Source organism: Dyella lipolytica, from assembly GCF_030160075.1.
Lineage (GTDB): Bacteria > Pseudomonadota > Gammaproteobacteria > Xanthomonadales > Rhodanobacteraceae > Dyella_B > Dyella_B lipolytica.
Genome location: NZ_BSNQ01000009.1, coordinates 801,028 through 826,101, shown reverse-complemented (window position 1 = coordinate 826,101; position 25,074 = coordinate 801,028). Strand labels below are relative to the sequence as shown.

Below are 25,074 nucleotides of genomic sequence, written 5' to 3'. Positions count from 1 at the left end.
GTTACAACGCCGAGCGAGCGATGATGCGGCGGCAGCGTTCGCCCATGTAGCGGGCGGCGTGGCCGAAGCCCGCGAACTGCGGGTTGGTGGTTTGGCCCAGCACGAAACGGCGATAGATCTGCTGGATGATCACCATCAGCCGAAACAGGCCGAACACCTCGTAGAAATCGAAGTTGTCCACGCTCCGGCCGGTGCGGCTGCCGTAGTAATCGACCGCTTCGCGTCGCGTCAGCATGCCGGGCGCATTCGACGGTTGGCGGCGGAACGACTGAAACGTCGCATCATCATCGGCTTGCACCCAGTACGCCAGCGAACCGCCGAGATCCATCAGTGGATCGCCTATCGTCGCCATTTCCCAATCGAGCACGCCGATGATGCGTAACGGTTGCAGCGGATCCAGCACGACATTGTCGAAGCGGTAGTCGTTGTGGATGATGCAGCTTGCATTGTCGAGGGCGGGCTGCTTTTCGCTTAGCCACGCAGCCACGTCTTCGCAGGGATCGGTGTCTTCAGTAAGAGCCTGACGCCAGCGATCGCTCCAGCCGGAAACCTGTCGCGCGATGTAGCCGTCGCCCTTGCCGATGTGTTGCAGCTCAGGGTTTGACGTGTCGACGCGATGCAGTTCGACCAGCCTGTCGACAAACCCTAGGCAGAGCTTGCGCACGCCTTCCGTATCGAGGCCGAGTTCGGCAGGCAGATCGCGGCGCAGAATGCTGCCGCGCAAGCGTTCCATCACGTAGAAATGCTGGCCGATCACCGTCGTGTCGTCGCAGGCGGCGAGAATGGCCGGCACGTAGGGATAGTGCGGTTTCAGCGCTGCCATCACCTGCGCCTCGCGCAGCATGTCGTGCGCCGATTTCGCCTTGGCACCGGCCGGTGGACGGCGCAGCACCAGTTCGCGGTTCGGATAGGTCAGCAGATAGGTGAGGTTGGAGGCGCCGCCCGGGAACTGCGCCACCGCAGGTACGCCATGCAAACCTTCGATGTGTTGCTTGAGGTAGGCGTCGACGCGGGCGACATCGAACGCATCCTCTTCGCGCAAGCTGCGTGCCTGATCCAGCGTGGCGGTCATCGGAAAGACTCCCTGCTCTCTTGCGCCTTCGCTTCCAGTTTGGCGATCACACCACGATGCACTTCATCCGGGCCGTCGGCCAGGCGCAGCACGCGCGCATAAGCAAACAGCTGGGCCAACGGGAAATCATCGGACAGACCCGCGCCGCCATGAATCTGTATCGCGGCATCGGCAGCCTGCTGCGCGACGGCGGGTACCACCACTTTGATCTGCGAGATCAGGCTCAAGGCTGCCTTGGTGCCTTGCGTGTCGAGCGTCCAGGCCGTCTTGAGCGTGAGCAGGCGCGCTTGATCGATGGCCATGCGCAGGTTCGCCACAATATCGGGATTGCCGCCGAGTTCCGCTAGCGGCTTGCCGAAGGCGACGCGCGAACTGGCGCGTTTGCACAGCAGCGACAAGGCGCGTTCCGCAGCGCCGATCGCGCGCATGCAGTGGTGGATGCGCCCGGGTCCCAGTCGTCCTTGCGCAATCTCGAAACCGCGCCCGGGGCCGAGTATCACGTTCCCGATGGGAACACGCACATCGGTAAAACTCAGTTCGCCGTGTCCGGAAGGTTCGTCGTAGTGATGGAACACCGGCAGCATGCGTTCGATTTTTACGCCGGGTGTGTCGAGCGGACAGATCACCATGGCGTGCCGTCGATGAGGCTCGGCGTCGGGATCGCTCAAGCCCATAAAGATCACGAAGCGGCAATGCGGATGGCCCGCGCCGGTGGTCCACCATTTGCGACCGTTCAGTACGACGTGATCGCCATCGATACGCGCCGTAGCCTGCATATTGGTGGCGTCGGAGGAGGCCACCTCGGGCTCCGTCATGCCGAAGGCCGAACGGGTCTCGCCGGCGAGCAAGGGTTTCAGCCAGCGCTCGCGTTGTTCGGCGGTGCCGTAGCGATGCAGCACTTCCATATTGCCGGTATCCGGCGCGCTGCAATTGAACACTTCGGGGGCGATGAACGAGTGGCCCATGATCTCGGCCAGCGGCGCGTAATCCGTGTTGCTCAGGCCGGCGCCGAGTTCGGCATCAGGCAGGAACAGATTCCACAATCTGGCTGCACGTGCCTTGTTCTTCAGCGTTTCCATGATCGCCGGCTGCCGCCATGCGCGATGGTCCGCGCTGCCGGTCAACTCGGCGGCGTAGAGGGGCTCAGCTGGCACGACCTCTTCGCGCATGAAGCGCGTCAGGTGTTCGGCCAGGGTTTGAGTGCGTTCGGAGGGGGCGAAATCCATGGGCTTCTCTCCTCAATCCCACCAGCCTACGCCCTTATAAGGGGATTATTGAAATGAATATGTCTTATGGGTAGATATCATTTTCATGCATGGGTTGGCGTATCCTGAAAACACCTTATCGAGACGCCTCCATGGACCGCGCGGACAGCCGCATCGATCTCAACCTATTCCGCGTGCTGGACGCGATTTATACCTATGGCGGCGTCAGCGCCGCGGCGCGCGTGCTGCATCTCACCCAGCCGGCGGTAACGCATGCTTTGAAGCGATTGCGCGACCATCTCGGTGATCCGTTGTTCGTGCGCCAGGGCAATCGGCTGCTGCCTACGGAAAAAGTGCGCACGATGATGCCCGCCGTGCAAGCACATCTGGAGGGATTGCACGCGAGCGCGCACGCGCAGCCGCGTTTCGATCCGGCGCGACTGGAGCTGGAATTTGCGGTGGGTTTTCGCGACATCCTGGAGTCGATCGCACTTCCTGCGTTGCTCAAGCAGATCGAGCGCGAAGCGCCGCATGTTCGCGTCGTCAGTCACCGCATCGCCGCCGATGACGTCGAGCGCGAGCTGCGCGCAGGAACATTGAACCTGGTGGTCGACCGCCCGTTGCGCGCCGGGCCGCAGATCGTGCGTCAGCCGCTGGCGGAGGAGACATTGGTGGTGGTGATGCGTGCCGGGCATCCGCTGTCGTCGCAGCTGAAGCGCGGTGATTACCTCGACGCCGAGCACGTCACCGTTTCACCACTAGGCGAAGCGAGTGCATTGGATGTGCTGCTGGGTCAGAGCGGGACGTTTCGCCACGTGCGACTGGTTTGTCAACATTATTTTTCGGCATGCCAGATTGCGTCGAGCACCGATTTGCTGCTGACCGTACCGCGCTCCTATGCGTTGCATCTGTCGACGTTATTGCCGATTGCGATATTACCGTTACCGATCAAACTGAAAGCGTTTCCGATACTGGCGTATTGGCACGAGTCGACGAATGACGACCCGGCCCATCTATGGTTTCGACAGTGTGTGATCGAAGCGATTGCTACGGGTATTGCACCGTAGGTTGGAGTAAGTGCGGCGAACCCCAACGCGCGTGAGGCCGTCAATCTTTCTCTTCGTCCAGCGGCGCATGCTCACGATGTTCGGCAATCACATGTCGCTCGTGCAGTTCTTCGCTGGTATTCATGGTCTCCGCGGGTGTCGGTGGGACGTCCGGCTCGGTATGGCGCGGCGCTTCTTTCTCGCTATCGCCACCGGTGATCTTGAGGATGGAGTGACGCATTTCGCGGGCGAGAATCACGCGCGCGTCGCGCACCATGTCTTCCAGCGCGGCGGTGTAGTCGAGCTTGCCTTCTTCGTCGGTCCACACCACGCGGCCTTCGCGCAGCTTATGGATAAAGCCGCGGAACAGCGCCTTGTCGAAGAATTCCGGTGCGGATGGTTCGTTGAGCAGGCTCAGGCGTTGTGCGGTGAGTGTGCAGACGTTTTCCAGTTCGGCCGCGGTGATGGTGTGCGGGCCGTTCTTCACCAGCGCGGCGATGGCGATGTAGTAGCGCTCGAAGGCCTGGATCAGGCTGCGCGCAATCACTTTGAGCTGGTAGGCAGCATCGTCCTGGCCGGGGCCGCGTTCCAGCAGGCGGCCTTCGCCGGAGGCTTCCAGCAGGCCGCGGCGCACGAAGAAGTCGATGGTTGCCTGCAGCTGCGCACCGAAGCCCTCGCTGTCCCAGGGCAGAAACAGTTCGCCCTGGATAAAGGGATAAATGATGCGGCCCAGGCGAAGAATCGAGGCGCGCGACATGCGGCGATTGTTGAGGAAGCAACAGGCCACCCATGCCGCGGCAGCGGTGAGATGGAGGACGTTGTTGCGGAAGTAGCTCAGCAGCACCGCCTGTTCGCCTTCCACCGTCAGCACGTCGCCAAGCGGATGGTTTACGCGCGTGATCCAACCCATCTGCTCGCCATACGCGACGATGGCAGAAGGATCCAGCGGCGTAAGCGTCATGCGGTCCGAATAGGGCAGTTCCTCGAGCAAGGCCTTCATCAGTTCCAGCTGCGCCAGCAGATCGTTTTCCGCCATCGCGTGTTTGGGCGTGGCCAGCAAGGCAAGCGCAAGCAGGTTGATGGGATTGACGTCGGCGGCGCGGTTGATGTTGATCTGGATCTTTTCCGCCAGCTTGCCCACCACGGCGTTGAGCCACTCCGGCTTGCTATTCGGATCGGTGCCGGCCTCGCGCCAATCGCCGGCCATGGCGTCGAGCAGAGGATTGAGTTCGATCGGCTCGCCGAAGTTGAGCGCAACATGGCCATAGCGCTGGCGCAACACGCCGAGGCCGCGTAACAGGCCGATCAGCGATTCCTTTTCCTTCGGTTTGCCGGAAAGCTCGCCGATGTAACTCTTTCCTTCCATCAGCTTTTCGTAACCGATATACACCGGCTGGAACAGCACAGGGCGGCGCGGCGCACGCAGATAGGCGCGCACCGTCATCGCCAGCATGCCGGCGCGCGGCGCGAGCAAGCGGCCGGTGCGTGAGCGTCCGCCTTCGATGAAATATTCCATCGGCACACCGCGATCGATCAGCTGCGCGACGTATTCGTTGAACACCACCGGATAGAGGGCGTTGCCCTTGAAGCTGCGGCGCAAGAAGAACGCGCCGCCGCGACGCAGGATCGGACCGATCAGCGGCAGATTGAGATTCACGCCGGCCGCGATATGCGGCACTACCACGCCCGATGCGTGCAGCTGATAGGACATCAGCAGATAGTCGGCGTGGCTGCGATGGCTGGGCACATAGACCACTTCGTAGCCAGGCGCGGCGGCGCGGGCCTTGTCGAAGTGGTGCATGGTGATGCCGTCGTACAGCTTGTTCCAGAAGTTGCGCAGCAGGAACGACGCCGAGCGCACGACGGGATGCGAGTAGTCGGCGGCGATTTCCATCGCCATCTTCTGCGCGCGTTCCCACGATTTGCCGTAGCTGATGTTTTCTTTGGCGGCGGTGGCGGTGATCGCGGTGCGTACTGGTTCGGAGTTCAGCACTGCATCGACCACGGTGCGGCGGTGCGAAAGGTCTGGCCCGATGACCGCTGCACGAATGCGGCGGAAGTGAGTACGCAGCACGCGCGCCATCTTGCGCGCGAAACGTTCGGGACGAATTTCGCCTTCTTCGTTCAAGACGGTGCGCAGCGACACCGGTGCGGAGAAGTGCACCACGGTGTCGCGACCGTTGAGCAACAGAGCGAGCATGCGGCGGAAGCGACCGACCACCACCCAGTTTTCCGAAAACAGCACGCTGAACCAGCCGGATTCACGCGTCGGTGCGCGACCTACATAGATCGAGACAGGCACGATCTGAATGTCTCGATCAGGGAAACCTTCCAGCGAGCGCACGAGTTGGCCGAGCGGTTCGTTCGGCGAGCGCTTTCGATTGCGCCCGAACAACCAGCCATCGCGACGTGCCAGCGCAAACACCGAGCGTCGGCGGCGCGTGTTGGGCAGCGGCTGCATCGGGCTCGGCAGGCCCGCTTCGCGGCACGCGCGATCCAGGATCAGCGCGTCGGAAAAACCGTCGCGCTCGATGACGTAGCAAACGGGCGCATCGCCTTGCAACAGACCGGCCGGTTCGGCCGGGTCGCGGCGGATGCGTACCCAGGGTTCAAGCAGGTGCCCGGCGAGGTTGAACCACCAGGGGGCGCGGCTGCGGTAAGTGGATTCCGCGGTCGTCATAGTCGGCATCTGCATAGTCTAACGGGTACCGGCTTAGCTCACGGTTTTGCCGTGAGTGTGGCCTGGGTAGAGGCAGGGGCGGGCATGCTAGGTGCCGGTGATGTTGCCGCGGATGCGGGTGCATTGCTCGTGGGTGCCGGATGCAGCAACTGCTCGTGCTGCGCGCGTTCGCTGTTGATCAGATCCTGGCTGTACCAGCGTCCATCGACCTGCACGAGTTGAGAGTCGGAACTCAGCGGCTTGCCAAGCAGGGTGTAGTCGATCTTCACGTGTGCCTGGTCGTGGTCGACACTTACCGTGGTGACCTTCACCGAATCCAGCGTGTCATCGACCGAGAGTCCGTAGATCGTCAGCAGCTGCTTGAGACCACCGTAGGCGATCGAGTAGTCCTTCATCGCCGGGTCGAAATCCATGCTTTGCAGCTGGTCGGGACTCTTGAGATCGAGCTGACGCGAGACACCCACCACCACGCTCACCGCCTGCTTGGCTTTGTCCTGGTCGAACCATGGCGTTTGCTGGGCCCAGGGCAGTAACACGTTGAGTGCGTCGCGGGCCTGCTGTTTCTGGTTTTCCGTCATGGTTTTGTTCTGCGCGATGCCGGTGGTGAGGATGGCCTGGCCGATGCCGATCATTACCGGCAGCTGGTCGTGGTACTGCTGGTCCATCTGCGCCAGCTTGGGTTTCAGCTGGTCGTAAAGCTTGGTTTCGGCATCCGGGGCGGTGAGCTGTTTGACGGTCAGCGCGAAGCGGGCGCGATCGTCATCGGTGATAGGCCGCTGGTTGGGACGTGGGCGCATCCAGTCGGCGCGCAGGTTGGCGTAGTCGGCGGGCGGCAGCGCGTGCTTCCAGAAGCCGGCGAAATCGCCATTCTTGATGAGCGTCACAGATTGCTGCATGGCCGCTTCCGGCGTAGCGCCTCCGGGTGTCGCGGCGGTCTCTTCCTTGTTATGGCAGGCGACTAGCACGAGCATCGACAAAAGCAGCAGGCCGCGGCCAAGTGTCTGAAAACGCATGGAATATCTCGCATAAGAGGAGGATGGCTTGCCCGAGGCAAGCAGGGGCTGGCGGTGCATCTTAAAGAAAACCCCACGGGCGTTGGGCCTCGCGGGGTGATGCCGGCAGCGCCGGAAGGGAAATGGCCATGCCTGCAGAAATTGGAGGTCAGCAGGATCCGGCGGAGGCCATGATACGGACCTTCCGAAGTTCAGGCAATACTTTAGAAGCAACGATATAAATAATTGATATTTAATATATTTGTGTATAGGGAAGTGATCTTCCGTCGCCACCGCTGATGACACGCGGGCTGGGAGGAGGTTTATGACAGACTTGCCGACATTCAGGTCTGCCCCCCAAGGTCCCCCGTGCCTGCACTCTTCGATTCCGTTCGCGGTATCCGCGTTACCACCTATGTCCTGGCCGGCTTCGCATTGGTGATGGTGCTGCTATTGCGGCTGCTGCCCGCTTTGTTTGCCGGACTGCTCGTGTATGAACTGGTGCACGCGATGACACCGCTGCTCGGTCGCCGTATCTCCGGCGAGCGTGCGCGACTGGTCGTGGTGACGGTGCTGGGCGTGATCGTGGTCGGCTTGCTGACTCTGCTGATCGTCGCGGCCGTCAGCTTCTTGCGCAATGAGATCGGCAATCCGGACCTGCTATGGCAGCAGCAGCTGATGCCGCTGGTGGAAAAAGCGCGGCAGCAGTTGCCCGTCGCGCTGACCGGCTGGTTGCCCGATAGCGTGGACGAATTGCGCGTGATGGCCCTGGATCTCACCCGCAAGCATGCGATGAGCCTGCAAATGGCGGGCAAGGAAACGGCGCGTGTGCTGGTTCGCATCATCATCGGCCTGGTGCTCGGCGCACTGGTGGCACTCAACCGCGAGCGTCCGCCGCATCAGGTCGGCCCATTGGCGGCGGCGTTGGGCCAGCGCTGCCAGCACCTGGCCGAAGCCTTTCACAACATCGTGTTCGCGCAGTTGAAGATTTCGCTGATCAATACCGTAGCGACCGGCGTCTTCCTGCTCGGCGTACTGCCGTTGATGGGTATCCACGTGCCGCTGTCCAAGACGCTGGTGGTAGTCACGTTCGTGGCAGGCTTGCTGCCGGTCATCGGCAATCTGATTTCGAATACCGCGGTGACGATCGCCGCGCTTTCGATATCGGTGTGGATGGCGGTAGCTGCGCTTGGCTTTTTAATAGTGATCCACAAGCTGGAATATTTCCTCAATGCGCGGATCATCGGTACGCAGATTCGCGCGCGCGCTTGGGAATTACTGGTGGCTATGCTGGTGATGGAAGCCGCATTTGGTTTGTCGGGATTGATCGCCGCGCCGATTTACTATGCGTATCTGAAGAGCGAGCTCGAGGCCGAAGGAATGGTTTGAATCCGCGGCGTTCAAATCGAATCGAAAGGTCCACGCACCGCTGCCATCAGCGCATCATCTTCCACCGCGCTATTCCAGGTGTTGCTGTGGAGCAACTGCTCCAGCGGGATACGCGAACGCCAGCCGGCGATTTCAAGCTCCGGGCGCGGCAAAAATTCACTCACGTGGCCCAGGCACAAATAGGCCACGGGCTGCACATGAGCAGGCAGTCCCAGCGTGTCGGCCAACTGCGCCGGATCCACGATGCTGACCCAGCCTACACCGATGCCTTCGGCACGTGCTGCGAGCCATAGGTTCTGCACGGCGAGACAGGTACTGAAGAGATCGGTCTCCAGCATCGTATTGCGACCGAGCACATGCGGTCCGCCGCGCTGGCGGTCGCAGGTAATGCAAAGGTTGATCGGACTGTCGACGATGCCTTCCAGTTTCAGTCGGCGATAGAGCGTTGCGCGTTCATCCGTGTAATGGCCGGCTGCCTCGGCATTGGCTTTTTCGTAAAGCGCTTTGACTGCGCGCTTGATCTCGATGCTGTCGATGACCACGAAATCCCACGGCTGCATAAAGCCGACCGAGGGTGCGTGATGCGCTGCGCGCAGCAGGCGGGCAAGTACGTCGGGCGCGATGGGATCGGGTAGAAATTGCGAGCGCACATCGCGACGTTCGCGAATGGCCCGGTACAGTCCTTCGCGTTGTTCGTCCGGAAAGCCGTGTTCGTTCATGCTGTTTCCTTAGTTACCGGCGAGCATTGCTGCGATCTTCGCCATATGCGATTCGGCTGTTTCGCGCACTGCTTCCTTGTCCGCTTCGAGATCCTTGCCTTCCCAGTGCAAGTCGTCTTGCGGCAGTTCGTGCAGGAAGCGGCTGGGCTGATTACTGTGCACTTCGCCGTAGCGCTTGGTCTTGGACGACCACGAAAGCGTCAGCAGTTCTTTGGCGCGGGTTATGCCCACGTACATCAGCCGGCGTTCCTCATCGGTGCGGCCTTCATCGATCGCACCGTCGTGTGGCAATGTGCCTTCCTCGCAGCCGACGATGAATACAAAGCGGAACTCCAGGCCTTTCGCGGAGTGCAAGGTCATCATGCGCAACGCATTGCCGGGTTCGTCGCGGTCGGCATGACTCAACAGCGCGAGCTGGGAAGCAAGATCGCCGGCACTGCCACCGCCTTTCTGCATGGCACGGAACCAGTCGGCCAGCTCGCGCAGGTTGCCGAGACGGCGTTCGCGTAACGCGGCGTCCGGCGTTCCGGTAGCGATGTGCGCGGCGTAGCTTGTGCGCGTCAACACGCGCTCGACGAGATCGGCGGCACTTTCGTGCAGCGAGGCGCTGCGCAACTCGTCCAGCAACTCGGAAAACGAGGCGAGCGCTGCGGCGGGTCGCGGGCTCAGCTGGCGCAATACGCTGTCGCTGCGTGTGGCGTCCAGCAATGAGCTATGGCGCGATTGTGCGAGCTGTCCAAGTTTCTCGAGCGTCGTGGCGCCGATTTCGCGTTTTGGCACATTCACAACGCGCAGGAAGGCGGCGTCGTCGGTTGGGTTGGTCAACAGGCGCAGATAGCAGAGCAGATCCTTCACTTCCGCGCGGTCCAGAAACGACAGCGCGCCGGTGAGGTGATAGGGCACGCGCGCCAAGCGCAGCGCTTTTTCCAGCGGTCGCGCCTGGAAGTTGCCGCGATACAGAATGGCCATATCGTGCCAGCGCACTTTGTGTTTTTCCGCCAGCGTAGCGGCCATGCCGGCGATGCGCTCGGCCTCGTGCTCGGCGTCCTTGCATTCGATGACACGGATCGGCGCGCCTTCCGGATGCTCGCTCCAAAGTTTCTTGCTGTGCAGGTGCGGATTGTTGGCGATCAGCTGATTGGCTGCACGCAGAATGCGCCGGCCGCAGCGGTAGTTCTGCTCCAGCTTGATCACGCGCAGGCTTGGCCAGTCTTTGCCGAGCTGATCGATGTTTTCCGGATTGGCGCCGCGCCAGGCATAGATCGACTGATCGTCATCGCCGACGCAGGTGAAGTTGCCGCGCTCGCCGGACAATGCTTTCAGCAACCGGTACTGCGCGTCGTTGGTGTCCTGGTATTCGTCCACCAACAGATAGCGCAGGCGTTCGCGCCAGCCGTTGCGGCACGCTTCGTCGTCTTCCAGGATGCGCAGCGGCAGGCGGATCAGGTCGTCGAAATCGACCGCATTGAAAGCGGCGAGTCGCTGCTGGTACATCTGGTAAATGGTGGCGGCGTCTAGTTCGCGTGGGCTGCGCGCGGCAGCTAGTGCTTCTTCGGGCGAAAGTCCGCTGCTCTTGGCGCGGCTAAGCAAGTTGCGCAGGCCGAACAGTACATCGGGCTTCGCACCCTTCGGCGCGAGTTCCTTGACGATATTCTCGCTGTCGTCTGCATCCAGTACGGAAAAACCGCGGCGCAGGCCGGCGCGCTCGTGTTCGATCTGCAGAAATTTCAGGCCCAGCGCGTGGAAGGTGCATACGGTGAGCGCCTGCGCATCCTCGGCGCTGACCAGTTTACTCACGCGCTCGCGCATTTCGCGAGCGGCCTTGTTGGTAAAGGTGATGGCCGCGATCTTCGAGGCGGCCAGCTTTCGCCGCTGCACCAGGTGCGCGATCTTCTGGGTGATCACCGAGGTTTTGCCGGAACCGGCGCCGGCCAGCACCAGCAGCGGGCTGTCGATGTGTTCGACGGCGGCCAATTGTTGGGGGTTGAGCATGCGGTGGGCGAATCGGTCCGGTGGGAGGCAGGCAATAGACGATCGTAGCAAACAGGGAGTGCCTGGCGCAGGTTACAGCCGATTCGTCCCGATGACGCCGTGCCGCGTTACCATGCGTCATTCCGCATGTCCGGCACCCGCATGGCCAAGCTCTATTTCTATTACTCGGCAATGAATGCCGGCAAGACCACCAATCTGCTGCAGAGCGCTTACAACTACTACGAGCGCGGGATGCGCACGCTGATTCTCACGCCTGTGCTGGACAATCGCTATGGCGAAGGGGTGGTCGCCTCGCGGATCGGCTTGAAATCGGCGGCGCAGCGTTTCACCGCAGAAGCAAATCTATGGGCGCTGGTGCAGGCGGATATCGCCGCGCACGGCACCTTGCATTGCGTGTTCGTCGACGAAGCACAGTTTTTGAGCAAGGCGCAGGTGTGGCAGCTCACCGACGTCGTGGATGAGCTGAGCATTCCGGTGTTGGCCTACGGTCTGCGCACGGATTTCCGCGGCGAACTATTCGAAGGCAGCCGTTATCTGCTGGCCTGGGCCGACAGCCTGGAAGAGATCAAGACCATCTGCCATACCGGCCGCAAGGCCACCATGGTGGTGCGCGTAGACGAGCAGGGTCGCGCGATTACCGAAGGGCCGCAGGTTGAGATCGGCGGTAACGAACGCTATGTCTCGGTCAGCCGCGCCGAGTTCAAGAGGATCACCCGGGGACGCGGCCGTATCGAACTGAAACAACCCGGCCTGCCGCTGGACGACAAGTCCTGATTCGAACCGGCGCCGCTATTAAGGAATGACGCATGAGCAATCCGATTACTTTCCCCGCATGGCAGCGTCCGCATTGGCAGCCAAGTGACGAGGAAATCGTCCTGCAGTTTTATGTGTTCGGCGATTTCAAGCCGACCCGCGTACCGTCTGCACCCTATGGCAGCGACGGTCTGCCGGAAGAGGTCGAACTGACCAGTCATCACCACAGCAGTTTGCGCGAGTGGGAAGGCTATCCGCTGAAAGGTTCGCTCGGCGACTTGTTCAAGAACGACTCGCCCCAGGCGTACGAAGAAGCCATCGCTGCGCCGCAGGTGCTGGTGCTTCGGGGACGCTTCAAGGACAGCGCTGACACGGGCTACATGCGCGACACCTTTGGCGTGCTGGCCGGCCTGCTCGACATCGGCGGTGTGGCGATTCTCGATCCGCAGATCCTCTCCTTGTTCAGCGCCGACGAATGGCGTCGCCGTTATCTGATCAGGGATGGCGCGCCGTTGCGCAATCATCTGTTGATCCTGCGCGATGAGGAGGAAGGGTCGGACCGTCTGTGGATTCACACGCGCGGCCTGCGCAAGTTCGGTCGTCCCGATATCAGCCTGCATGACGTGCCGGTCCAAGACATCGATCGCGCGGGCGCGCTGTGCCAGCGATTGGTTGAATTGCAGGCGATGGGCGCGCATTTCGTCGATGGGCAGGCGCTGGAGGTCGACGGATTGTTTGGCGGTCTTGTTGCTGAAATGGGCGGTGGTTACGACGATCCGCAGTTCAACAATACGTATGTGTCGTTCTATTGGCCCGGCGCGGAGTGAAGAGCGAGTCGCGCCTCATACAGCATCACTTCTGACAACGCGGACACCAGAAGGTCGAGCGTTGTCCGATGACCGTCTGTCGAATCGCCGTGCCGCATACTTTGCACGGGTCGCCCTCGCGCCCATACACATACAATTCGCGAAAGAAATAACCGGGCGCGCCATCCGGATTGATGAAGTCGCGCAAGGTCGTGCCGCCGCGCTCGATCGCCCAGGCCAGGATGCGTTTCACCTCGGCAGCAAGACGCTGGTAACGTGCGCGCGATACTGAACCGGCGGTTCGGCGCGGATCGATACCCGCAGCAAACAGCGCTTCGCTGGCGTAGATGTTACCTACGCCGACGACAATGGCGTTGTCCATCAGAAACAGTTTCACGGCCGCCTTGCGACCGCGGGAACGTTGCCACAGCCGCTCGCCGTCGAAGGCATCGGTAAGCGGTTCGGGGCCGAGTCCTGCAAGCAGTTCGTGCGTGGTGCCTGGCGCCTGCCAGAGCAGGCAGCCGAAACGGCGTGGATCAGTGAACCGCAGGATGCGTTCGCGCTCGCCTTGTACCGGTTCAAGCAGAATATCGACGTGGTCGTGCGCGCCAGCCGGAATATCGGGCGGCAGCACTCGCAGTACACCCGACATGCCTAGGTGCAGCAATGCGCTGCCGGCCTGTGTGTGCAACAGCAGATACTTTGCACGGCGCTCCACGTCGTCGATCCGCTGCCCGGGCAGCAATTCGGTGATTTCACGCGGAATCGGCCAGCGCAAGTCCGCGCGGCGCAGCGTGACGCCAGCAACGCGGCGGCCGATCAGGTGCGGGGCAATGCCGCGTCGGGTCGTTTCGACCTCAGGCAATTCAGGCATGTCACAACCCCTTGATCGATGCGCTCTGCACCGAGCGTGGCATATAACGCAGCGAGACAATGCCTATACGCGACCCGACTTGCACGTAACCGCGCTGGCCGATCGCCGTCATGCCGCCGAAGCGAAGCGTTTGGCCGTCCAAATTCAATGTGGCCTGCGGCGGAGAGAGGCCAATCTTGGTTGGATCGTAGCTGTCTGCAGGCTGCCAGTTCTGCACCGGGGCGGAAGCGATGCGAACCAGTTCGCCCAGGCGCAGATCGTCGGCGGCTGCCGTCTGGTCGGCACTCCACCAATGGCCGTCGCGCTTTACGTAGTGCTCCGCTGGTGCTTGGCTGATCTGCAGGTCGACGTGCGTGATCGCATTGGGATCGAGCGTCAGCAACGTACCGGGCGCAGACATCCGGTCGCTACGCAGCTGCCACCATGCGGCGGCTAGCAGCACCAACACTGCCGCCAGGAACCACAACTGTCGGCGCGCCGCACGCTTCATGCGCGACGCCGGCGCCACGCGATCAGGCCGCCGATCACCAACAACAGCAGCGGCAACACGACGATGTAGGCGATGCTCAGCACATTCAGCGAACCCTGGGAGACTGTCAGCACACGATCGGGTGCGCCACGCGACGGCATGTTGATCAGTGCGTCGTCGCCAAGCAGCCAGTCGAAGATGCGTTCGCCCAGCGCGCGGTTGCCGCCGTTACCCAAGTAGCTGTTGGAGAGAAAATCGCCGTTGCCGATCACCGCCACGCGCTGTTCGCTCTTGGCCGGGCTGGGCGAGAGTCGGCTGAGCGCAAAGCCGAAATCCAGCGGTCCCTTCATCGCATTGGCGGATGTGCCGTCGATCGACTGCGTAGTGGCCTGCGCACTGGAGCGCAGGAACGGAACGATCTGCCATTCGCTCTTGCGCACTTCTGCGAGGGGCGCGACTTCCGGGAACAGCGTGGTAAGAGTGAAGCCGCGTGTGATCGCGCTGGGTGGGTAATCGCCGAGTGCGATCATGCGCGGATCTTTCAACGCCAGTGTGGCAGCAGACGCGTCGATCAATTCACCGGGAAGCACGCGGATGCCGAGTGCATCTGCGAGCGGCTGCAGGCTTGGGTCCTGATTGCCTGGATCGGCCAGCCAAAGCAGATTGCCGCCGTTGCCCAGATAGTCGGTCAGCGCCTTCATGGCACTGGGCGACAGCGCTGCTTGTGGGCTGGCCAGCACCACCAGATCGGTGTGATCGGGCACCGCGGCGACCTGCGAAAAGTTCAGTGGCACGGCGCGCATGCCGCTTTGTTCGAGTTGCGATGCGAAAGTGCCGAGGTCCGCATTGGCCACGCCATCCGCGCGCCGCTCGCCGTCGCCCGTGACGAAGGCGACGATGCGATCGCTACCGCGTACCAGACGCTCCAGCGCATCGGTGAAACTGCGTTCGGTCAGTACATCCAGGCGTTGTTCGCGATCGCGGTAATGCAGGATCAGTTCGCCGTCTACTGTGATGCCGAGATTGCGCATCGCCGCCGGATCTTTTTGCGGATCGACGAAGCTGAGGTGCAGATCGGGTTTGGCCTGCTGGTAACGCTGCAACACCGCCGCGATGGTCTGACGTAGGTCGCCCTGTGGATCGGCGTAACTGACGATCTCCACCGGCCCTTCCAGCTTGGCGAGCACGCTGCGCGTTTCCGGCGACATACTGACGCGACTGCCGAAGGTCCAATCGGCGACATGGTTGTGGCGTGCGGAGAGAAAGCCGATCGCGCCCGCGCCAAGCACGACCAGCAGTGCAAACAACCAACCGTTGAGGCGTCGGAGTGTCGCCATGTTCATCAGCCACGCTCCCGCTCAGCGGCCAGGCGTTGAGTGCCCAGCGCCAGCGCCACCGCGATCGCCAGCAGGAACCAGACAATGTCCGCGCTCGATACCAATCCGCGCAACAAGTTTTCCTGATGCGTGCTCATGGCTAGCCAATTAAGGAAGCCGCTGTTGACACCTGCCAGCTGCGCACCGAGGTTGATGCAATAGAGCGCCAGCCCCACCATCAACGCCGCGACCGCCGCGACCGCCGGGTGCGACGCAAACGCGGAACACGCCACGCCGATAGCGCCCAGCAACGCCAGCGTAAGAAAAGTGCCCAGCGTGGCCGCAGCCAGCTTGCCCCAATCCAGCGTCGCGCCATGCGCAAGGTAAACGGGAATGGCGAGTGCGAGCACCAGCCACAGAGCCAGCCAGATCAGCACTGCCAGATACTTGCCGAGCAGAATGCGCGCAGCCGACAAGCCGCTGGCGAACAACAACGGCAACGTTCCCGCATTGCGTTCGCTCGCGAGCGTGGTCATGGTCAGCAACGGAACCAGCAGCAGAGCCAGTTCGATCAGGCCGAACGGCAGCGGGCTGCCGGTCATGAAACTGCTGAGCATCCGCACGGCGACCAGATCGGTATAGCCGGGGCCATCGGGCAGTGCGGCAAGCCGGATCTGGTTGAGCAGGAATATCTGCAACAACAAGGCGAAGCGCCAACCCAGTTCCGCCAAGGCCAGTGCGGCGATGATCCAACCAAGCGGGCGCACGAACAGGCGGCGCAATTCCAGCCGCGTCACTGCGAGAAGTGTCATGCGGCTTGTGCCCTACCAGCCATTGCAATGTCGAAGAACGTTTTTTCCAGCGCGGCATGTCCATCCGCGCGCAACGGCGCGTCGTAACGCAGCGTGCCCTCATGCAGGATCGCCACGCGATCGCACACGGCAGTGACTTCGGTCAGCTGGTGGGTGGAAAGAATCACCGCGGTACCGTTCGCCGCCAGTTCGCGCAACAAGCCGCGCAATGCGACCACTTGGACGGGGTCGAGGGCATTGGCGGGTTCGTCCAGCACCAGCAGGGCCGGACGATGCAGCAGCGCGCAGGCCAATCCAAGGCGTTGGCGCTGACCCTGCGACAATACGCCCGCAAGGCGGTCGCCCAGGTCCTTCAGTTCCAGCCGCTCGAGGGTGGCGTCGCGCGCACGGTCCAGATCGGTCCCGTTCAGGCCGCGGAGGCGGCCATGCGCGTCCAGATGTTCGCGTACCGTCAGTTCTGGCCACAGCGGGGCACCTTCGGGCAGCCAGCCGATCGCTCGGCCGGCCCGTTCGGGGTGCTCGAGAAAGTCTTGTCCTTGCAGCCGGATCGCGCCGCTATCGGGTCGTAGCGCCCCGGCAATCAACGCCAGCGTGGTGGACTTGCCGGCCCCGTTCACCCCAAGCAGGCCAAGCACTTGCCCGGCTTCGAGACTCAGGCTGACATCGCGCACGGCAGGGCGGCCGGCGCGATGCCGGACAACCTGTTCGAGTTGCAATACGGGAGGTGAAGCAGGCTTCGGCGCGTTCATTGCTTGATTGTCGGGGTGACCCCATACGTTAGACAACCGTTCGCCGTCACGAAGCCGTGTTTTAACAGAAGTGAAAGCGGTGGGGCGTTACCATGGTGGGAGTCCGTGCTGGTGGGTATGGACGCCCTCAACTAGACTGCTTTTTCAACGTACCCGGGTATATCCAGATGTTCGATGCTGTGCTGCAGTTCCTTTCCGGCGGCCTGAGCCATGCCGGCTGGGTGGCGATTATCGTCTACCTGTTGGTGGTCACCCAGATCACCATCTTCACGGTCACCCTTTATCTGCATCGCTGCCAGACGCATCGCGGCATCGATCTGCATCCTGCTATCGCGAATTTCTTCCGCTTCTGGGGCTGGCTCACCACGGGCATGGTCACCAAGGAGTGGGTCGCCGTGCATCGCAAGCACCACGCCAAGGTCGAGACCGAGGAAGATCCGCATAGCCCGCAGATCTACGGTCTCAAGAAAGTCTTTTGGGACGGTGTCGGGCTTTATCGCGATGCCAGCGAAGTGAAGGAAGACCTGGAGAAGTACGGCCGCGGCACACCCGACGACTGGATCGAGCGCAAGCTCTACAGCGGGCACCCTTACTGGGGGCCGTCGCTGATGCTCATCATCAACTTAGCGCTGTTCGGCGTCATCGGCGGTGCCGTGTGGGCCGTGCAGATGGCGTGGATTCCGTTCTGGGCGGCCGGCTTCGTCAACGGCGTCGGCCACTGGTGGGGCTACCGCAACTTCGAAAGCTCCGACACCGCCACCAACCTCGTTCCGTGGGGCGTCTGGATCGGCGGCGAAGAACTGCACAACAACCATCACGCCTTCCCGAGTTCGGCCAAGTTCGCGCTGCGCAAGTGGGAGTTCGATATCGGTTGGGCAATGATCTGCGCGCTGCGCGCCGTGGGCCTTGCCAAAGTGCTGCGCGTTGCGCCCTCGTTGGACGTGCGCCCGAACGTGCACTTGCCCGATGCTGAAACCTTGAAAGCCGTGCTCACCCACCGCTTCGAGGCGATGACCGACTTCTACCGCAACGTCATCGTGCCGACCCTGCGCGATGAAGCGCAGCACGCCGGCGAAAGCATCAAGGCGACGCCGCGCCGTATGCGCCGCGCACTGGCCGACGGTGGTCGCTGGCTCGACGGTGAAGGCCGCGAGCGCCTGCAGGCCGTGCTGGCCAAGCGTCCGACGCTCAGCACCGTGTGCGATTTCCGCAATCGCCTCGCCGATCTGATGGAGCAACGCGGTGCCGATCAGGCTCTGAAAGGTTTGCAGCAGTGGATCGCCGAGGCCGAACAGAGCGGTATCCGCGCGCTGCAAGAATTCGCGCAGCGGTTGAAGAGTTACGCGCTGGTTGGTAACAGCGCCTGAGCTCAGGCGGCCTTCGCCGCATGAGTCAAGCAAAGCCCGCCCCTGAGGCGGGCTTTCTTTTGGGTGCAATATTTCCACCGTAATTGCGAAGGGCTGATGGGTTCCATCACCATGACCTCGGTGTTATCCCCGCATAGACGCCCCCAAAAATGCTCGTATGAGTCGTCGATTGACTGCCAGTTGTTTGGGCCAACTTATATAGTCGGCCGACTTCAACAGAAAAGTACTCAGACATGCTGAATTGGTTTGCAGATGCGTCCGAATATGTCGCGGCGGTGAACGATCTTCGCTCGACTGTGATTGCAGACGAAGATTCCCTAGCCAAATCCACTTCTGTCCAAGGTTGGTGCGCTTGGTGCGATCGCGCGACGATTTTTAGCGTGTCAGAAGGGGGCGCGTTTAGTGATCGCCCCAATTTGCGAGAGGGTATGCGATGCGCTCACTGCAGACTGACGAATCGGCAACGTTTGGTCGGATGCGCGGTAGCGGAGAATGTGCCTGGTCGCGAAGCTCGAATCGCGTTGTTAGAACAAACATCGAGATTGTATCGATCAGTAAAAAAACGATACCCGAATACGATGGGGTCCGAGTTTCTTGGGCCTGATAAACAACACGGGAAAGCCTATGTGTGGCGATCGAGCACCTTTCGGCCTCGTTATACGAGGCATGAGGACATCACGCAGTTGTCTTACGCGTCGAACTCGCTCGACCTGATCGCTCACAGCGATGTAATGGAGCACGTCTACGACTACCGGGCAGCGTTACGTGAATGTTCTCGTGTACTCGCGCCAGGAAGTACGCTTGTATTTACCGTGCCATTTTTTCATGAAAACGCCACCTCTCTATTAAGAGGGAAGCCGAACTCGGATGGATCTCTCACGCATTTTGCGCCGCCGGAATATCATGGGGATGGCTTGAATCGTACAGGCATCTACACCTTTCACTCTTTTGGACTCGATTTAATAGACGAACTTCGTGCGGCAGGCTTTACGCACGTTTCTATCGGGCTGTGCTATGCGCCTTCATATGGATTTGTAAGCGCGAACACCGCGGTCTTTCGCGCGATTAAGTAATCTCATCGCATGACGCCTGCATATTCCGGCACAAAATAAATCAATCGTATTCCTGGTATAGACGCTATTTTCCGTTTGTCTGAGAGCTGCCAATAAAAAACCCGCCACAAGGGCGGGTTTTCGAAGGGATGGATCTTAGCTTTCGCTGTAGTGATCCACCCACAGCGAGATCACTTGATCTTGCCTTCCTTGTAGATCACGTGCTTGCGAACGACCGGATCGTATTTCTTGAATTCAAATTTGTCCGGGGTGTTCTTCTTGTTCTTCTGCGTGGTGTAGAAGTGGCCGGTACCGGCCGACGAGATCAGACGGATCTTGTCTTGCTTGCTGTTAGCCATGACTTACTCCTCAGACCTTTTCGCCGCGGGCACGCAGGTCGGCGATCACGGCCTCGATGCCCTTCTTGTCGATGGTGCGCAGCGCCTGGTTGGAGACGCGCAGTTTCACCCAGCGGTTTTCGCTGGGAACCCAGAAGCGACGCTCATGCAGGTTGGGCAACCAGCGGCGACGGGTCTTGTTGTTGGCATGCGAGACGTTGTTGCCGGTCTGCACACCTTTTCCGGTGACTTGGCATACACGGGCCATGATGACCTCCGTAATGTGGTGTAACGCCCGTTAGCCAGGGCGACATCGGCCCAGCGACGCTATGCGCCACGCGATGCTGGAGGGTGTTGCTTTCGCCGTACGTCGTGAGGTCCGCATCGCGTAGCGGACATACCCGGTAGGCCGGGTCGATAAGGGCGAGCCGTGCATTATCCAGTAAAAACAGGGTGATGTGCAAATGGCGGCTTTGCTTCCTCTCCCCTTCGGGGAGAGGAACGAGGTGAGGGGCCACTCTTGCGTAAATGGCTATTCGTAGTCTGCTTCGATGTAGCCCGTCGCAAGATTGGCCCCTCATCCCAACCTTCTCCTCGCTCCTCAAAGCCGAGCACATCCATGTGCTCTCCCCGCGTACCCCGGTGGGGAGAAGGGGAGAAGGCAAAGAGCCATGCTCATGGCAGCAGACGGGGATGTATGGAACAATCTCCTCCTTTGCGCCCCGCGCGCCTGCTTATTCGAACTGAGGGATTCCCATGGCAGAAGTCATCGCCAACGGTCAGGCCAGTGGCCCGGCCAGCCAGCCGCAGCTAATGCTGCAGAAGATCTACGTAAAGGACGTGTCCTTCGAGGCACCCAACGCTCCGCAGATCTTCCAGGATGTGGGCGAGTTGAACGAGGCGCCGCAGGTTCAGCTGAACCTGACCCAGCGCGCCACCGGCCTGGGTAACGACATGTATGAAGTGGTACTGAGCCTGACCTTGACCTGCACCGTGAATGATCGCACCGCCTATCTGGCCGAAGTGCACCAGGCAGGTCTGTTCGGCATCGCCGGCTTCAGCGAAAGCGATCATGCCGGCATCATCGGCAGCTACTGCCCGAACCTGTTGTTCCCTTACGCGCGGCAGGTGATCTCCTCGCTGGTGCAGGAAGGCGGCTTCCCGCCGTTCCTGCTGCAGCCGATCAATTTCGAAGCCCTGTACGCCGAGCAGCAGCGCCGCGTAGCGGGCGGCGGCGAGGCCCCGACGCTCAACAGCTGAGCACAAACCATGACCGACCAGCCGATTCTGGACCAGCCGAGCCTGGCGGTTCTGGGTGCGGGCTCCTGGGGCACGGCCCTGGCCACGCTGGCTGCGCGCAATGGTGTTCCCACGCGGTTGTGGGGGCGCAATGCCGCAGCGCTGGCCGCCATGGCGACCACGCGCCGTAACCAGCGCTATCTGCCGGATCTCGAGCTGCCCGCCGGGCTCGCCTTCGAGCCCGATCTGGCTGTCGCTCTGCGCGGCGCCACGATCGTGCTGATCGTGGTGCCCAGCCACGCGTTCGCCGAAATGTTGGATGAGGTCGCGCCGCTGCTCGATCCCGCCGCCAACATCGCCTGGGCCACCAAGGGCTTCGAGCCTGGCACCGGTCGTTTCCTGCATGAATTGGTGGCCGAGAAGCTTCCCGGTCGCGCTGCGGCGGTGATCACCGGCCCATCGTTTGCGCGTGAAGTGGCGGCCGGCATGCCCAGTGCCGTCACCGTGCATTCGGAAAACGATGCGTTCGCCCAGCAGCTGGCCGTTCTGCTTCACGCACCCAACTTTCGCGCCTACACCGGCAAGGACGTGCTCGGCGCCGAGCTCGGCGGTGCGATGAAAAATGTGCTGGCGGTTGCCACCGGCGTGGCCGACGGCATGCAGCTGGGCCTGAATGCACGTGCCGGCCTGATCACCCGCGGCATGAACGAGATGCTGCGCCTCGGCGTTGCACTTGGCGCACGACCGGAAACCCTGATGGGCCTCTCCGGCCTAGGCGATCTCGTGCTTACCTGCACCGGCGACCTCTCCCGCAATCGTCGGCTCGGTATCGCGCTGGGGCAAGGCATCGGTATCAACGAGGCGGTGGCGCAGATCGGTCAGGTCGTCGAAAGCGTCGTTACGGTCGATGAAGTGGTGCGCCTGGCCGACAAGCACGACCTGGACCTGCCGATCAGCAAAGGCGTGCGCGCGGTGCTGCATGGCGAGGTCACGCCCGTCGAAGGACTGCGTGCCCTGATGGCGCGCGAACAGAAACCGGAATACCCGCAAGGCCTGTTCGGCTCTCACTAAACGTCAATTCTTGTGTGCTTGTCCGCATTCGCTTGCGGCGCGGACCCCGATCGCTGTTAAGCTCAAGGTTTTGATCTCCCCAGGGATCGCATGCGCATGCATCTACCGGACGAGAAACGGCACGACGATCCCTCCGCACCCAAGGAAGAGCGCGGCGAGGAGAGTCTGCCCGGCGTGTGGCGCAAGCTGCTGGCCAAGCCGACAGCCGCTGCGGCACACGAACACGTCGTGCTCGGTTTCTTTTTCGAGGTGATGTCGGAAGAAGGCGCGCCCTTCGCGCGGCTGGACGCAGCGCCGGTGCTGCTGTCGGCCGTCGAACACGGCCGCTTCGCTCGCCCTGCGCCCCTGGAAAGCAAACTGCTGTCCCACACCACGTTGCAGCCGCTCGAACAGCGGCTTGCCACGGCCGTGCTGGGTCTGCCGCAGACGCTGCGCAAGTCGCGCAGCTATGCGCGTCTGAGCGGTCACGTCGGCAGCACGCTGCTGGCTGAAATGCTCGACACCACGCCGTGCTTCCTCGGTGGTCTGGCTGGCTTGCGCCTGTCACGCGGCAAATCGCATCAGCTCAACTGGCACTGGCACCTGGAACACGATGGCAGCCAGCGCCTGCTGCCGTCGCTGCCGCACAGCCAGCGCTTGCTGCGCGTCGAAGGGCTTTGGTACCTGGATGCCGAACGCGCCGAACTCGGGCATCTGGAAGCGGACCCCGAAGAAACGCACTGGCTCGATCTGCCACCGCTCAAGCACGAGTACAGCCGCAGCCTGCGCCGCAGCCTGCCGTCGAGTCGACTGGCGCACCGCATTCCGGCGCCGCAGGTCTTCGAGGAACTGCGTCGCGCGGAACTGGCGCCCAAGCCGGTGCTGATCCTGCACGCGCTGACCCGTCACGCGCGCCTGGCCGCAGGCACGCCGCCGCTCGCCTATGCGCGGCTCGCCTTCGATTACGCGGGCGAACGCTTGCCAGGGCGCGGTGGCGAACCGCTGGTACGTCGCGTGCGCAACGGCCAGTTGGTGGAAATCACCCGCCGCCGCGCCGAAGAGTTGTCCACGATGGAGCAGCTCGAACGTGCCGGCCTCACGCTCGGCGTGGATACCGAAGGTTTGCCTTGGGATGTCGCCGATACGCTGCCGGAAGACGCCTGGCTGTTCCCCGGCAAAGGCCACGCCGGTGCGCTCGAAGTGAACACGCCGGCGCGCTGGCTCGCGTTGCGTCCCAAACTCGAAGCGGAAGGCTTCCTGCTCGAATACGCGCCGAGTTTTCCGTTCGAAGTGCTGGAAGGTCCGGTGCGCTGGTACGGCAATGCCGTCGAAGACGCCGACGATCACGCGTTCGATCTGGAAATCGGTATCGAGGTCGAAGGCAAGCGCCGCAACCTGCTGCCTGCCGTTGCGCAGGCACTGGCCGAGCATCAACTCAACCTGAGCCCCGCGCCGAACGAGCCGGAAGACGCCGTGTGGTACGCGCCCGTCGACGAGCGTCGACGTGTGCCCGTGCGCTTGAAAGAACTGCGTGGCCTGCTCGCACCGCTCGCCGAATACCTGGAAAAGCCGAAAAAGAAACTGCACCTGCCGCGCGTGCAGGCCGGGCGACTCGAGGAAATCGTCGAAGCGCTGCCGAGCGGCGGTGAACTGCAAGCGCCCGAGCAATTGCGCGGTTTCACTGCGCGCCTGCGCGACGCTGCTGACCGCGCCAGCGATGTGGTACCCGAAGGCCTTACCGTCGAATTGCGCCCGTATCAGCGCGAAGGCCTGCGATGGTTGAATGCGCTCGCCGAAGCCGGTGTGGGCGGCGTGCTGGCCGACGATATGGGGCTTGGCAAGACGCTGCAATTGATCACGCATTTGCTGGCGCTGAAGCAAACCGGCGCGCTGGAGCAACCGGCACTGATCGTTGTGCCCACGAGCCTGATTCCGAACTGGCTGGCCGAGATCGCGCGTTTTGCGCCATCCCTGCGTGCGCTGGCTTTGCACGGCCCGCAGCGCAGCGGTGATTTCTCGCAGATTGCCGTGCAGGACATCATTCTTACCAGCTATGCCTTGCTGCCGCGCGACGTGGTCACGCTGCGCAAGCAGCCGTTCTCGCTAATCGTGCTGGATGAAGCGCAGCAGGTAAAAAATCCGCGCACGCAGGCACGCCGTGCGGTACTCACGCTACGCGCGCCGCGCTGCGTTTGCCTCACCGGTACGCCGCTGGAAAATCATCTGGGCGAGCTGTGGTCGCAGGTCGATCTTGCCGTGCCCGGGTTGCTTGGCGATGAAGGCGCCTTCCGCCGTCACTATCGCGTGCCGATCGAAAAGCAGCGCGATGAGGAATGCCAGGCGCGTCTCAATCGGCGCCTGGCGCCATTCATCCTGCGCCGGACCAAGTCGCAGGTGGCCTCCGAATTGCCTCCGAAAACCGAAATCACGCGCCGCGTGGTGCTCGACGGCCGCCAGCGCGAGCTGTACGAAAGTTTGCGGCTGTCGCTGGCCGACGAACTACGTGAAGTCATTGCACAGCGCGGTATTTCGCATAGCGGCATCGTGGTGCTCGATGCCTTGCTCAAGCTGCGCCAGGTCTGCTGCGATCCGCGCCTGGTGAAACTGGAAGCGGCGCGTGGTGTGCGTGATTCGGCCAAGTTCGAGCTGCTCATGGACATGCTGCCCGCGCTGCTCGCCGAAGGTCGCAAGGTGCTGCTGTTCTCGCAGTTCACCGAAATGCTCAAGCTGATCGCCAACGAGTTGGAGCGACATCGCATTCGCTACGTGATGCTGACCGGCGAAACGCGCGACCGCGCAGAACCGGTACAGCGTTTCCAGGAGGGCGATGTACCGCTATTTCTGTTGTCGCTGAAAGCGGGCGGCGTCGGTCTCAACCTCACCGCCGCCGACACGGTGATCCACTACGATCCTTGGTGGAATCCCGCCGCCGAAGCACAAGCCAGTGATCGCGCCCACCGCATCGGCCAGGACAAGCCGGTGTTCGTGTTCCGCCTGATTACGGTCGGTACCGTCGAAGAACGCATCGAGGAGTTGAAGGCACGCAAGGCAGAGCTGGCCGAAGCCGTGCTGGAAGGCGGCGGTACGCGCGAGAAGCTCAGCTTCGATCAGTCCGACTTGGATGCGTTACTCGCGCCAAGCTGATTTCGATGGC

The 25,074-nt window shown here is 62.0% G+C and carries 22 protein-coding genes; 9 read left to right on the top strand and 13 right to left on the bottom strand.

Annotated features, from left to right (window positions below; genetic code table 11):
* Position 1: 1 nt before the first annotated feature.
* Both QQL64_RS16810 and QQL64_RS16805 read right to left on the bottom strand, forming a co-directional pair.
* Entirely contained in the window at positions 2 to 1,072 is a 1,071-nt protein-coding gene (locus tag QQL64_RS16810) for a phosphotransferase family protein (protein WP_284401706.1), read from the bottom strand.
* Entirely contained in the window at positions 1,069 to 2,298 is a 1,230-nt protein-coding gene (locus QQL64_RS16805) for an acyl-CoA dehydrogenase family protein (protein WP_284401705.1), read from the bottom strand. Before QQL64_RS16805 ends, QQL64_RS16810 begins: the two co-directional genes overlap by 4 nt.
* Before the next feature lie 131 nt (positions 2,299 to 2,429).
* Between QQL64_RS16805 and QQL64_RS16800 the strand changes: the two genes are divergently transcribed.
* A complete protein-coding gene (locus QQL64_RS16800; RefSeq protein ID WP_284401703.1) occupies positions 2,430 to 3,344 on the top strand; it encodes a LysR family transcriptional regulator in 915 nt (304 codons plus the stop codon).
* Positions 3,345 to 3,384: 40 nt separating this feature from the next.
* Here QQL64_RS16800 and plsB read toward each other — a convergent pair whose 3' ends face one another.
* On the bottom strand, positions 3,385 to 6,012 hold the full coding sequence (plsB, locus tag QQL64_RS16795) for a glycerol-3-phosphate 1-O-acyltransferase PlsB (RefSeq protein WP_284401701.1): 2,628 nt from the start codon (positions 6,010 to 6,012) through the stop codon (positions 3,385 to 3,387).
* Between the two features lie 29 nt (positions 6,013 to 6,041).
* Complete coding sequence (locus tag QQL64_RS16790) at positions 6,042 to 7,016, bottom strand: hypothetical protein (RefSeq protein WP_284401699.1); 975 nt, start codon at positions 7,014 to 7,016, stop codon at positions 6,042 to 6,044.
* A gap of 348 nt (positions 7,017 to 7,364) precedes the next feature.
* Here QQL64_RS16790 and QQL64_RS16785 point away from each other — a divergent pair, with 348 nt between their 5' ends.
* The gene (locus QQL64_RS16785) at positions 7,365 to 8,384 is read left to right on the top strand and encodes an AI-2E family transporter (protein ID WP_284401698.1); all 1,020 of its coding nucleotides are present in this window, start codon (positions 7,365 to 7,367) and stop codon (positions 8,382 to 8,384) included.
* 11 nt (positions 8,385 to 8,395) lie between these two features.
* Here the strand turns inward: QQL64_RS16785 and bluB are convergent, their stop codons facing one another.
* Entirely contained in the window at positions 8,396 to 9,103 is a 708-nt protein-coding gene (gene bluB / locus QQL64_RS16780) for a 5,6-dimethylbenzimidazole synthase (protein ID WP_284401696.1), read from the bottom strand.
* Between the two features lie 9 nt (positions 9,104 to 9,112).
* Positions 9,113 to 11,095 (bottom strand): UvrD-helicase domain-containing protein, encoded by a 1,983-nt coding sequence (locus QQL64_RS16775; RefSeq protein ID WP_284401694.1) that lies wholly within the window; start codon positions 11,093 to 11,095, stop codon positions 9,113 to 9,115.
* 141 nt (positions 11,096 to 11,236) lie between these two features.
* Here QQL64_RS16775 and QQL64_RS16770 point away from each other — a divergent pair, with 141 nt between their 5' ends.
* Positions 11,237 to 11,869 (top strand): thymidine kinase, encoded by a 633-nt coding sequence (locus tag QQL64_RS16770; protein ID WP_284402238.1) that lies wholly within the window; start codon positions 11,237 to 11,239, stop codon positions 11,867 to 11,869.
* Positions 11,870 to 11,901: 32 nt separating this feature from the next.
* The gene (locus QQL64_RS16765) at positions 11,902 to 12,675 is read left to right on the top strand and encodes a hypothetical protein (protein ID WP_284401693.1); all 774 of its coding nucleotides are present in this window, start codon (positions 11,902 to 11,904) and stop codon (positions 12,673 to 12,675) included.
* Positions 12,676 to 12,700: 25 nt separating this feature from the next.
* Here QQL64_RS16765 and mutM read toward each other — a convergent pair whose 3' ends face one another.
* Genes mutM through QQL64_RS16740 form a run of 5 tightly spaced genes read right to left on the bottom strand, consistent with a single transcriptional unit; the run spans position 12,701 to position 16,874 of the window.
* Positions 12,701 to 13,528, bottom strand: a complete 828-nt coding sequence (gene mutM / locus QQL64_RS16760; protein ID WP_284401692.1) for a bifunctional DNA-formamidopyrimidine glycosylase/DNA-(apurinic or apyrimidinic site) lyase — start codon at positions 13,526 to 13,528, stop codon at positions 12,701 to 12,703.
* A 1-nt stretch (position 13,529) separates the two neighbouring features.
* Complete coding sequence (locus QQL64_RS16755) at positions 13,530 to 14,018, bottom strand: hypothetical protein (protein WP_284401690.1); 489 nt, start codon at positions 14,016 to 14,018, stop codon at positions 13,530 to 13,532.
* Positions 14,015 to 15,334, bottom strand: coding sequence for a DUF4350 domain-containing protein (locus QQL64_RS16750; RefSeq protein ID WP_284402236.1), 1,320 nt, complete (start codon positions 15,332 to 15,334; stop codon positions 14,015 to 14,017). The genes QQL64_RS16755 and QQL64_RS16750 overlap by 4 nt, the downstream gene beginning before the upstream one ends.
* 5 nt (positions 15,335 to 15,339) lie before the next feature.
* Entirely contained in the window at positions 15,340 to 16,125 is a 786-nt protein-coding gene (locus QQL64_RS16745; RefSeq protein WP_284401688.1) for an ABC transporter permease, read from the bottom strand.
* Entirely contained in the window at positions 16,122 to 16,874 is a 753-nt protein-coding gene (locus tag QQL64_RS16740) for an ABC transporter ATP-binding protein (protein ID WP_284401686.1), read from the bottom strand. Before QQL64_RS16740 ends, QQL64_RS16745 begins: the two co-directional genes overlap by 4 nt.
* 167 nt (positions 16,875 to 17,041) lie before the next feature.
* On the opposite strand from QQL64_RS16740, the gene QQL64_RS16735 reads away from it, so the two are divergent.
* Together QQL64_RS16735 and QQL64_RS16730 are read left to right on the top strand one after the other, a co-directional pair.
* Positions 17,042 to 18,241: a DesA family fatty acid desaturase gene (locus tag QQL64_RS16735; protein ID WP_284401685.1), complete on the top strand. Its 1,200-nt coding sequence runs from the start codon at positions 17,042 to 17,044 to the stop codon at positions 18,239 to 18,241.
* Between the two features lie 233 nt (positions 18,242 to 18,474).
* The gene (locus QQL64_RS16730) at positions 18,475 to 19,314 is read left to right on the top strand and encodes a class I SAM-dependent methyltransferase (protein ID WP_284401682.1); all 840 of its coding nucleotides are present in this window, start codon (positions 18,475 to 18,477) and stop codon (positions 19,312 to 19,314) included.
* A gap of 170 nt (positions 19,315 to 19,484) precedes the next feature.
* Here the strand turns inward: QQL64_RS16730 and rpmG are convergent, their stop codons facing one another.
* The gene (gene rpmG, locus QQL64_RS16725) at positions 19,485 to 19,652 is read right to left on the bottom strand and encodes a 50S ribosomal protein L33 (RefSeq protein ID WP_126675274.1); all 168 of its coding nucleotides are present in this window, start codon (positions 19,650 to 19,652) and stop codon (positions 19,485 to 19,487) included.
* 10 nt (positions 19,653 to 19,662) lie between these two features.
* Entirely contained in the window at positions 19,663 to 19,899 is a 237-nt protein-coding gene (gene rpmB / locus QQL64_RS16720) for a 50S ribosomal protein L28 (RefSeq protein WP_128899395.1), read from the bottom strand.
* A 488-nt stretch (positions 19,900 to 20,387) separates the two neighbouring features.
* Here rpmB and secB point away from each other — a divergent pair, with 488 nt between their 5' ends.
* The 3 genes from secB to QQL64_RS16705 all read left to right on the top strand — a co-directional run bounded on the left by secB (position 20,388) and on the right by QQL64_RS16705 (position 25,064).
* Entirely contained in the window at positions 20,388 to 20,891 is a 504-nt protein-coding gene (gene secB / locus QQL64_RS16715; RefSeq protein WP_284401679.1) for a protein-export chaperone SecB, read from the top strand.
* Between the two features lie 9 nt (positions 20,892 to 20,900).
* Positions 20,901 to 21,941 (top strand): NAD(P)H-dependent glycerol-3-phosphate dehydrogenase, encoded by a 1,041-nt coding sequence (locus QQL64_RS16710; RefSeq protein WP_284401677.1) that lies wholly within the window; start codon positions 20,901 to 20,903, stop codon positions 21,939 to 21,941.
* 96 nt (positions 21,942 to 22,037) lie between these two features.
* Positions 22,038 to 25,064 carry a DEAD/DEAH box helicase gene (locus tag QQL64_RS16705; protein ID WP_284402234.1) on the top strand — a complete coding sequence of 1,009 codons (3,027 nt, stop codon included), beginning with the start codon at positions 22,038 to 22,040 and terminating at the stop codon, positions 25,062 to 25,064.
* Positions 25,065 to 25,074: the final 10 nt, after the last annotated feature.

Excerpts from the sequence above, each read along its gene's own strand:
- QQL64_RS16765 (WP_284401693.1), top strand. The coding sequence starts at position 11,902 with ATGAGCAATCCGATTACTTTCCCCGCATGGCAGCGTCCGCATTGGCAG.
- rpmG (WP_126675274.1), bottom strand. The coding sequence starts at position 19,652 with ATGGCTAACAGCAAGCAAGACAAGATCCGTCTGATCTCGTCGGCCGGT.
- QQL64_RS16770 (WP_284402238.1), top strand. The coding sequence starts at position 11,237 with ATGGCCAAGCTCTATTTCTATTACTCGGCAATGAATGCCGGCAAGACC.
- QQL64_RS16775 (WP_284401694.1), bottom strand. The coding sequence starts at position 11,095 with ATGCTCAACCCCCAACAATTGGCCGCCGTCGAACACATCGACAGCCCG.
- QQL64_RS16800 (WP_284401703.1), top strand. The coding sequence starts at position 2,430 with ATGGACCGCGCGGACAGCCGCATCGATCTCAACCTATTCCGCGTGCTG.
- rpmB (WP_128899395.1), bottom strand. The coding sequence starts at position 19,899 with ATGGCCCGTGTATGCCAAGTCACCGGAAAAGGTGTGCAGACCGGCAAC.
- QQL64_RS16755 (WP_284401690.1), bottom strand. The coding sequence starts at position 14,018 with ATGAAGCGTGCGGCGCGCCGACAGTTGTGGTTCCTGGCGGCAGTGTTG.
- QQL64_RS16810 (WP_284401706.1), bottom strand. The coding sequence starts at position 1,072 with ATGACCGCCACGCTGGATCAGGCACGCAGCTTGCGCGAAGAGGATGCG.
- bluB (WP_284401696.1), bottom strand. The coding sequence starts at position 9,103 with ATGAACGAACACGGCTTTCCGGACGAACAACGCGAAGGACTGTACCGG.
- plsB (WP_284401701.1), bottom strand. The coding sequence starts at position 6,012 with ATGCCGACTATGACGACCGCGGAATCCACTTACCGCAGCCGCGCCCCC.
- QQL64_RS16705 (WP_284402234.1), top strand. The coding sequence starts at position 22,038 with ATGCATCTACCGGACGAGAAACGGCACGACGATCCCTCCGCACCCAAG.
- QQL64_RS16805 (WP_284401705.1), bottom strand. The coding sequence starts at position 2,298 with ATGGATTTCGCCCCCTCCGAACGCACTCAAACCCTGGCCGAACACCTG.
- QQL64_RS16730 (WP_284401682.1), top strand. The coding sequence starts at position 18,475 with ATGCTGAATTGGTTTGCAGATGCGTCCGAATATGTCGCGGCGGTGAAC.
- QQL64_RS16735 (WP_284401685.1), top strand. The coding sequence starts at position 17,042 with ATGTTCGATGCTGTGCTGCAGTTCCTTTCCGGCGGCCTGAGCCATGCC.
- QQL64_RS16790 (WP_284401699.1), bottom strand. The coding sequence starts at position 7,016 with ATGCGTTTTCAGACACTTGGCCGCGGCCTGCTGCTTTTGTCGATGCTC.
- secB (WP_284401679.1), top strand. The coding sequence starts at position 20,388 with ATGGCAGAAGTCATCGCCAACGGTCAGGCCAGTGGCCCGGCCAGCCAG.
- mutM (WP_284401692.1), bottom strand. The coding sequence starts at position 13,528 with ATGCCTGAATTGCCTGAGGTCGAAACGACCCGACGCGGCATTGCCCCG.
- QQL64_RS16710 (WP_284401677.1), top strand. The coding sequence starts at position 20,901 with ATGACCGACCAGCCGATTCTGGACCAGCCGAGCCTGGCGGTTCTGGGT.
- QQL64_RS16740 (WP_284401686.1), bottom strand. The coding sequence starts at position 16,874 with ATGAACGCGCCGAAGCCTGCTTCACCTCCCGTATTGCAACTCGAACAG.
- QQL64_RS16750 (WP_284402236.1), bottom strand. The coding sequence starts at position 15,334 with ATGGCGACACTCCGACGCCTCAACGGTTGGTTGTTTGCACTGCTGGTC.
- QQL64_RS16745 (WP_284401688.1), bottom strand. The coding sequence starts at position 16,125 with ATGACACTTCTCGCAGTGACGCGGCTGGAATTGCGCCGCCTGTTCGTG.